Here is an 8,552-nt window from a genome sequence, read left to right on the forward strand (position 1 = left end):
TCGTACACCAATACAGGTGCGAACGCGAGTGCAATTTTATATAGTTTGGTTGAAACAGCAAAAGCGAATGATCTTATTGTTCATGATTATATCGCAACCTGCTTGCAGCAGATTGCTGAAAACCCGAATGATATTGATGCGTTGCTACCATGGAATATTAAGCGTAGCTAGGTGCCATTACCCAGACGCTTACTGTCAATGGGGTAAATTGCTCATCGTTTGCAACACCAAGCGTGACTATCTGCTGACCCATTACGCAACGCCCCGTTAAGTGATCAAAGTGACTTGATACACCTGCATTTTTTTACCACGCCTTGTTTTTACTGAGTCATCAATGACAAAGGCATTAAGTTTGTTTTTCTTGTGGGTCTTCAATATTTTTTTAGCGGTTAATAGTTACAGTTTTCGCCAGTCTAAATCTTCACGATTGAGTAGGTCATATAGCGCATCTTTTTTTGCATCAGAAAAGCTTAATAGTGAATCTCTTGAAAACATAGCAACAAAATCTACTTTTAGCCAAACCCAAAACATCAATAAGTACACGACATCTTCCACAGGAGTGCCAGATCGCTTGCTGAATTTAGCTTGGCGCAATATGGCCTTAAAACCAAGGTTCTTCCATGTGGTGCTAAAAACATTGTCAATATTAAGGTTGCTTTGACTTAGGAGATTAGCAGCTAATGATGGTAAATTTACAGCCTTTGTGTCAGAATTCATTTAATGTCTCGTGTGGTTTTTTGTTTTGTCTAGTTAACAAACATTTTACCATGTAGAGACATTAACTTATTTTATATCATGCAATTAGATGCGAATTATTGATTTATTTCAACTCCAAAACTTGAGTAATTATATGAATATTGCTTTTGTTTTTTAATGCGTGAATAATATTCAATGAATTAGTGACTATAGTGCAATTTATATTTGGCATAATCTTTGCCAATTTCCAACTAGATGATCTCGCATCCAATGAACAAACCTTCCGAAATTAAGTCGAGCGCTTTATCCACAAGTAAACGTTTCTCATCTACATGATTTTTCCTGATTACCCACATTACTCAGCTATGATCGACTAAAAAACAAACTATACTATTAGTGCACTTCAATAGGAAAAACGGGTTTAAATAATACAAGTTAAGTACAGTTAACCACCAACCCAGTGATTTTTCTTGATTGAAGGGGTTAGCCTCTCTTTATATGAATGAAAACACGCAGGACTAAAGTCCCACTTCCTAAAAACAAGCTAATTATTCCTCGGAAGTGGGACTTTAGCTCTGCCTTTTGATGATTTAATTAACAAATGACGAGAAAGCGAACTAATTCTGTTTGTTTTACACTCGTTTCCTCTGTGCACTTCAATTAGGAGAGTAGTCATGAGTAAAAATACAGTTCAGCATCATATGGATACAGTTTTCCTGAATTATTCAATAATTATGGTACGGAAACTCAGTGTTTAAATGCTCTCTTTAAGTGGAAATGGCCAAGTGGTTTTGTCTGTCCCGCTTGTTTGTCAACGAGTTATTGCTCATTGAAATCAAGAAAACTATATCAATGTAATCATTGTCACCATCAAACGTCTGTTACGACTAATACAATATTTGAAAACTCCAAGTTGCCATCAACTATCGAATAGCTGTGGGAAGTAATGTGAATATGCTCATGCTTTAAACCTAGATTAAGGTATGTTTGACAGAATTTGAGTGACCAATACCGATCTATTGTAATTATTAATTCCTATGAATGAGCTTAGGCTTAACTACATAGTTAGCTGGCTTTGTGTGTATATTTTTTAATAAACTGAGCATGATAGAACAGCAATTTTCTACGATTGTTTTTGTATCCTGCTTTACTGAATATGTCGAATTTGGCAAAAAATCCAACATATTATGATCATCAAAAGTACCAATAATAAGCTGACTAGGAATCACACCATAATGAAGTTTAAGATAATGTAAAGCCCCCTCAAGAATGGGAAGTGAAGAAAAAACAATAGCTTCTGGAAGCTGTTTAAGCTCTTTATGTAACGCTTTCATTCCTTCAAATCCATCATTTGCTTGATTGTGTGGTACGGATATTATCCAGTTATGAACCAATGTTTTCTTTAGGTCTTTATGAGCGTCAACAAAGCCTTGCAATCGGTGTTTAATACTTGGTAGATTATTATCCCCACTGATAAGGTAAATATCTGATGTTGATTTTTTTAATATTGCTTTAGACAATTGCAAAAAACCCGCATAGTTATCGCTAATTACTGTTGATTGGCCCTCTATTTCAAAGTTTCGGTCTAAAAAAACTATTGGTTTATTTCTAGCGTATTTAATAGACAAAAGTTGCTGTTCTTTACTACTTGGAACAATAAATAATCCGTCTACTCCTCTCGCTATAAGGTTTTTACTAACCTCTTCTTCTCTTTCTGGGGAATCCCCTGAGCATACTGTAATTAATTGGTAGCCATTGTCGCAACAGAGTTGCTCCAGTAGCTGAGCTAATGAGGAGAAAAATCTGTTAGTTAGTCTTGGTATAACCAAGCCTAACGTATTGGTTTTATTTAACTTTAAGCTTCTTGCTACTTGGTTGATCATAATACCGTGTTCTTTGACATAATCTTTGATTTTTATTTGAGTTTTTTCTGAAATACGATATTGCTTCGCTTTATTATTGACGACAAGTTTTACTGTGGTTATTGAAAATCCTGTTGCTTTGGCAACTTCAGTAATTGTTTTCCCCATTATTCTTCCTCTATTTATTATTGGTTAAATGGTTTTTTGCGCAAAACTAAAACTATTTGAATCATTGCATTAGTTGTTCAAATGTCAGGCAATATGATGATGCAACATATTTAGATATATATCACATTTTTTATATTTGTACATTGAATAGACAAATAATACTTGCTATAAATACTGCTAACACGAGTTAGCAAGTTAAAAAATAATATTTAAGGATTATAATGAGTAAATATTTTATTGGTGTCGATGTAGGTTCAGGAAGTGCCCGAGCAGGCGTTTTTAATGTTTTAGGTGAAAAATTGGCTTTGGCAGTAAGCCCAATAATGCAATTTCGTCCTAAAACAGATTTTGTTGAGCAGTCTTCTACTGATATTTGGTTACAAGTATGCAATGTAGTAAAGCGTGCAGTAGCAGAAAGTAAAGTTTCGGTTGATCATATTGTAGGAATTGGATTTGATGCAACTTGTTCGCTCGTTGCATTAGGTGCAGATGATCAACCTATATCGATTTCCCCTAGTTTATTGAATAATCAAAACATCATCATGTGGATGGACCACCGAGCTATCGAAGAGGCTAAAGAAATAAATGCAACAGGAGATGAGGCGTTAAAGTACGTTGGGGGAGAGGTTAGTCCTGAAATGGAATTACCAAAAATTCTTTGGATTAAAAAATACTTACCACAACAGTATCAGAAAATCACAAAGTTTTTTGATTTAGCTGATTTTCTTGTTTATCGCTCAACTTCACTGCCGATTAGAAGTGTCTGTACAAAAAGCTGTAAATGGAATTATTTAGCCCATAAAAATCAATGGGCGAATTCACTCTTAGAGAAGATTGACCTAAAAGATATAGTTGAAGAAGGCAAAGTAGAGGGGCCTATTTATGACATTGGAACAGCTGCTGGCAACTTAACAGAGAAAGCAGCGGTTGAACTTGGGTTAACTATTAATACCATCGTTTCGACGGGCATTATTGATGCACATGCTGGGGGGCTGGCAATCATTGGTGATGATCCAGAATCTACACTTGCGATCATTGGTGGTACGTCATCCTGTCATATGGCTGTTGTTAAAAAAGAACTTTTTGTTCCTGGTATCTGGGGACCATACTGGGGCGCTATGTTACCTGGTTATTGGTTATTAGAAGGCGGACAAAGTGCCGCAGGATCACTGATTGATCATATCATCAAAAACTCTGCTCAATATCCAGCTCTCAGACAACGTTCAGAATTAGAAGGAAGAACTGTCTATGAAATTCTTAATGGAAAAGTTGCGGAATTAGAAGCCAATAATCCTGCATTGATGATGAATTTCCATATGTTGGGATATCACCACGGAAACAGATCCCCAAGAGCAGACTCTACTTTAAAAGGCATGGTTTCAGGTCTGAGCCTGAATGAAGATTTAGATGAGCTTGCTATACACTATTTAGCTGGAATTCAATCAGTTGCCTTTGGTACTCGACATATTATAGAAACAATGGCTCAAAATGGCCATCAGATAACTCAAATAAATATGTGTGGTGGCGGAACTAAAAATCCACTATGGCTTCGAGAGCATGCGAATATTACTGGTTGTGAGGTCGTTTTATCGAAAGAACCTGAAGCTGTATTATTAGGGGCCGCAATGCTAGGGGCTACTGCAAGTAGTTTCTATACATCGTTAGAAAGTGCGATTAAGAACATGAGTAGTGAAGGTAAACGTATTTTACCTAATGTTGACAAAACAAAATTCTACAACGCAAAATATCAAGTATTTTTAGAAATGTATGAAGATCAGATTAAATATCAAAATATGATGACGAAAATTTAATACTTTGAATTTTATATATCAGTAAAGTTTAATAATAACAGCAGGTTATGCCTACAATAATATTTGTACCAGAACTTATCGAATAAGGATTGGCGAGAAATATATGTGTGATATTAGCTGGTCAATAAAGGATATGATTATGAATACAACACTAGTCAAAATGGAAAATATTACCAAGAAATTTCCCGGTGTGCTTGCTTTGGATAATGTAAGTTTTAACCTGAGGAGCGGAGAAGTGCATGCTCTATTAGGTGAAAATGGTGCCGGTAAGTCGACATTAATGAAGGTCTTATCAGGTGTGCATGTACCCAATAACGGGCGCATTATTTTCGAAGGTAAAGAGGTCGTTTTTGATACACCGATCTCTGCACAAGAAAAAGGAATTGCGATTATTCATCAGGAATTTAATCTGTTTCCTGAATTATCTGTTGCAGATAATATTTTTATCGGACGTGAATTTCGAGCCGGAAATAAATGGGTTCTCGATGAACATGCTCAAGTCGAAGGTGCTAAGAAAATTCTGGATAGACTAAATCTGGACATCAATCCAAATACGCTTGTCGAAACACTCTCTGTCGCTCAACAGCAGATGGTAGAAATAGCTAAAGCGTTATCAATTAATGCCAAAGTTCTTATCATGGATGAGCCTACAGCCGCATTAACTGAAAGTGAAATTGAAAGCTTGTTTGATGTAACTAATATGCTGAAGTCTCAAGGAGTCGGTATTGTTTATATCTCTCACCGCCTTGAAGAACTAGCGAAAATAGCTGATCGCGCAACGGTGATGCGTGATGGCTGTTTTATCGGAACGGTTGATTATGCGTCGAGCAGTATTGACGAATTGATTACCATGATGGTTGGCCGTGATTTGGGGGATATTTTTCCTAAAAGAGCGAATAAGCCGAGTGATGAAATTGTTCTAGAGGTAAAAAATCTAAACCGAAAAGGTGTATTAAAGGATATTAATTTTAGTCTTCATCGTGGTGAAATTTTGGGGTTCGCGGGACTTATGGGAGCTGGACGTACAGAAGTTGCTAGAGCCATTTTTGGAGCGGATTCAATTGATAGCGGACAGGTCATTTTATTTGGTCAAGAGGTTAAAATAAAAAATGTTCATGACGCTATTAATCGAGGGATTGGCTACTTAACGGAAGATAGAAAAAAAGAAGGTTTAGCATTAGGTTTATCGGTCAATGTTAATACCATGCTCAGTAGTTATGATGAGTATTCCAATAAATTTGGTGTTATTGATGAGCAGAAGTGCATTAACATCAGCCAAGAGTTAAAGGAAAAGTTAAGAATAAAAACACCAGATTTAGATCAATTGGCAGGTAATTTAAGCGGTGGTAATCAACAAAAAATTATTATTGCAAAATGGCTTTGTAAGGATACTGAAATTCTAATATTTGATGAACCAACTCGAGGGATAGATGTAGGTGCAAAGTTGGAAATATATGAGTTAATTAATCAACTTACTGTACAAGGTAAGTCGATAATTGTTATCTCTTCTGAGCTGCCGGAAGTATTAGGCTTGTGCGATCGAATTTTAGTCATGAGAAACGGAAAAATAACCGGAGAACTAGAAGCTGAACGTGCTACTCAGGAAAACATAATGAAATACGCAACTTTAGAAGGATAAAAAAATGACAACTAATACAAAAAACATCAGTGAAGTAGAAATAAGTACATTACCAAAAGGAAAAATACTGAATAAAGAGCTATTAATGAAATTTGCACCATTAATTAGTTTGGTTTTGTTAATGATATTTTTTAGTTTCGGAACACCTTATTTTCTGAATACGTCAAATTTATTAACCGTCGCTTTACAAACATCAGTGATTGGCATAATGGCCATTGGTGTTACCTATGTGATTATAACTTCAGGTATTGATTTATCACTAGGCTCAGTAATGGCTTTCTCTGGTGTTGCCGTTGGCCTAGCGGCTTCAATCGGGCTTCCACTTTGGATGTGTGTTATTACAGGTGCGCTAGCGGGTTTACTTTGTGGTTGCTTAAGTGGGTTTCTCGTTACTCGAGGCGCTATTCCTCCTTTTATCGCTACGTTAGGGCTAATGATGTCTGTGCGTGGTATTAACCTTGTATTAACTGATGGGCGAGCATTATATTTTCAGGACTACCCCACTTTACGTTTTATTTCTCAAGGCAGTTTATTCGATTTTATACCTTATCCTGTTATCTATCTTACAGTCATTGCGCTTATCTCTGCTTACGTTTTAAAGCGGACTGTCATTGGTCGATACATTTACGCAGTAGGCAGTAGTGAAGAGGCTGCGCATTTATCAGGTATTAAAGTCGATAAGGTAAAAATGTTTGTTTACTCGTTCTGTGGTTTATTAACGGGTATTGCAGGTGTCATTCTAACGTCTCGATTAAATTCTGGACAACCAACCGTTGGTGTTGGTTATGAGTTAGAAGCGATTGCAGCGGTAATCATCGGTGGAACTAGCCTTATGGGCGGTATTGGGACTATCGGAGGAACAATTATCGGGGCATTTATAATGGGTATCCTTAAAAATGGACTTAATTTAATGGGGGTCTCTCAATTTTGGCAAATGGTCGCAATGGGGATTGTTGTTATTGCAGCTGTCTACCTAGATACACTAAGAAAGAAAATGAAATAACTTACTTAACTATTTAACCTTAAAAATGATGGAGTAATACATATGAAATTTACTAAAGCACTATTGGTTTTATCGCTTACAGCTTTTGGTTTTGGTACGGTGCAAGCAAAGGATGAACTTTATATTCCGGTAGTAAGTAAAGGCTACCAACACGAATTTTGGCAAACAGTCAAACTAGGCTCAGATACAGCAGCACAAGAGTTGGGAATTAGAACAAGTTTTGTAGGTCCTGCTGATGAAACGCAAATTAATCAACAAATTCAGTTAATGGAAGACATGATGGCGCGTCAACCTGATGCAATTTTACTGGCTGCTTTAGACTCAAATGCTCTAGTAATGCCTGTAGAAATGGCTAAGTCAAGAAACATTGAAATTGTAACATTTGATTCTGGTGTTAACTCAGATATTCCTAAAAGCTTTGTTGCCACCAACAATATTAGTGCCGGTGGTGATGCTGCAATGTCGCTCGGCAAAATGCTTGGTGGTAAAGGTAAAGTGGGTATTATTGCTCACGTAGCGGGTACACAAAGTGCTATAGAACGCTCTAAAGGTTTCACTGATAAAATGAAAGAGATGTATCCAAATATTGAAGTATTAGATATTCAATATAGTGATGGTGATCCTCAGAAAGCAATGGATAAAACGATTGATATGTACCGTGCAAATCCTGACCTAGCTGCTGTTTATGCTACAAATGAAGGCGCAACTACCGGTGTAGCAAATGCCATTAGCAGCATGAATCTTTCAGGAAAAGTTCTAGTAATGGGATTTGATAGTACAGAGGGTATTATTGAATTCCTTAGAGCAGGCACAATTCAAGGTTTCATCGTTCAAGATGCGTTCCAAATTGGCTATCAAGGTATAAAAACACTTTACGCTGTATTACAAGGTCAAGACGTTCCGGAAATTATTAATATTCCTGTGGTAATCATTACTAAAGAGAATATTGACAGCCCTGAAATGCAAGCAGTACTAAACCCATTTGGTAAATAATGAGTAATTAATTACCAAACTATTAAGAGAGATACTTATCGAGAAACATATCTCTCTATTTCATACGATTCAATTACAAGTAATTAACTCAACACGTTATAAATGAGAATCTAAATATGACAAATCTTATTAAAATTGGTATTCGTCCTACTATTGATGGCCGTCAAATGGGTGTTCGTGAGTCACTAGAAGAGCAGACCATGAATATGGCTAAATCAGCGGCTGCTTTTATTGAAGCTCATATTCGTCACACAAGTGGTGACAAAGTGGAATGTATTATTGCTGATACTTGTATCGGTGGTGTTTCAGAATCTGCTGCATGTGCTGATAAATTTAAGCGTGAAAATGTTGGTGTCGTAATGACAGTGACACCTTGTTGG

Annotated in this window: 8 protein-coding genes and 1 pseudogene; 7 read left to right on the plus strand and 2 right to left on the minus strand. The window is 36.5% G+C overall.

All coding sequences use genetic code 11. The annotated features are described in order from the left end of the window. Positions 1-171: transposase domain-containing protein (locus G322_RS22925; RefSeq protein ID WP_169337489.1), on the plus strand; the 171-nt coding region annotated here is incomplete at its 5' end. A 225-nt stretch (positions 172-396) separates the two neighbouring features. Here G322_RS22925 and G322_RS23950 read toward each other — a convergent pair. Next, positions 397-717, minus strand: coding sequence for a hypothetical protein (locus G322_RS23950; protein WP_022942599.1), 321 nt, complete (start codon positions 715-717; stop codon positions 397-399). Between the two features lie 653 nt (positions 718-1,370). On the opposite strand from G322_RS23950, the pseudogene G322_RS22930 reads away from it, so the two are divergent. Next, positions 1,371-1,621: pseudogene (locus G322_RS22930) on the plus strand (transposase); the annotation flags it as partial. 103 nt (positions 1,622-1,724) lie between these two features. Here the strand turns inward: G322_RS22930 and G322_RS0115225 are convergent. Further along, on the minus strand, positions 1,725-2,726 hold the full coding sequence (locus G322_RS0115225) for a LacI family DNA-binding transcriptional regulator (RefSeq protein WP_022942600.1): 1,002 nt from the start codon (positions 2,724-2,726) through the stop codon (positions 1,725-1,727). A 221-nt stretch (positions 2,727-2,947) separates the two neighbouring features. Here G322_RS0115225 and G322_RS0115230 point away from each other — a divergent pair, with 221 nt between their 5' ends. The 5 genes from G322_RS0115230 to G322_RS0115250 all read left to right on the plus strand — a co-directional run. Next, positions 2,948-4,537 carry an FGGY-family carbohydrate kinase gene (locus G322_RS0115230; protein ID WP_022942601.1) on the plus strand — a complete coding sequence of 530 codons (1,590 nt, stop codon included), beginning with the start codon at positions 2,948-2,950 and terminating at the stop codon, positions 4,535-4,537. Positions 4,538-4,676: 139 nt separating this feature from the next. Next, entirely contained in the window at positions 4,677-6,176 is a 1,500-nt protein-coding gene (locus tag G322_RS0115235; RefSeq protein WP_022942602.1) for a sugar ABC transporter ATP-binding protein, read from the plus strand. Between the two features lie 4 nt (positions 6,177-6,180). Continuing rightward, complete coding sequence (locus G322_RS0115240) at positions 6,181-7,179, plus strand: ABC transporter permease (RefSeq protein WP_022942603.1); 999 nt, start codon at positions 6,181-6,183, stop codon at positions 7,177-7,179. Between the two features lie 42 nt (positions 7,180-7,221). Further along, positions 7,222-8,172: an ABC transporter substrate-binding protein gene (locus tag G322_RS0115245; protein ID WP_022942604.1), complete on the plus strand. Its 951-nt coding sequence runs from the start codon at positions 7,222-7,224 to the stop codon at positions 8,170-8,172. 116 nt (positions 8,173-8,288) lie between these two features. After that, positions 8,289-8,552, plus strand: a 264-nt coding sequence (locus G322_RS0115250; protein WP_028866669.1) for a hypothetical protein, incomplete at its 3' end; no start/stop codon positions are given.

Source organism: Psychromonas hadalis ATCC BAA-638 (assembly GCF_000420245.1).
GTDB classification, from domain to species: Bacteria; Pseudomonadota; Gammaproteobacteria; order Enterobacterales; family Psychromonadaceae; genus Psychromonas; species Psychromonas hadalis.

What these genes read in the sequence shown, in the direction of transcription:
- G322_RS0115245 (WP_022942604.1), top strand. Translation starts at nt 7,222, where the DNA reads ATGAAATTTACTAAAGCACTATTGGTTTTATCGCTTACAGCTTTTGGT.
- G322_RS0115225 (WP_022942600.1), bottom strand. Translation starts at nt 2,726, where the DNA reads ATGGGGAAAACAATTACTGAAGTTGCCAAAGCAACAGGATTTTCAATA.
- G322_RS0115230 (WP_022942601.1), top strand. Translation starts at nt 2,948, where the DNA reads ATGAGTAAATATTTTATTGGTGTCGATGTAGGTTCAGGAAGTGCCCGA.
- G322_RS23950 (WP_022942599.1), bottom strand. Translation starts at nt 717, where the DNA reads ATGAATTCTGACACAAAGGCTGTAAATTTACCATCATTAGCTGCTAAT.
- G322_RS0115240 (WP_022942603.1), top strand. Translation starts at nt 6,181, where the DNA reads ATGACAACTAATACAAAAAACATCAGTGAAGTAGAAATAAGTACATTA.
- G322_RS0115235 (WP_022942602.1), top strand. Translation starts at nt 4,677, where the DNA reads ATGAATACAACACTAGTCAAAATGGAAAATATTACCAAGAAATTTCCC.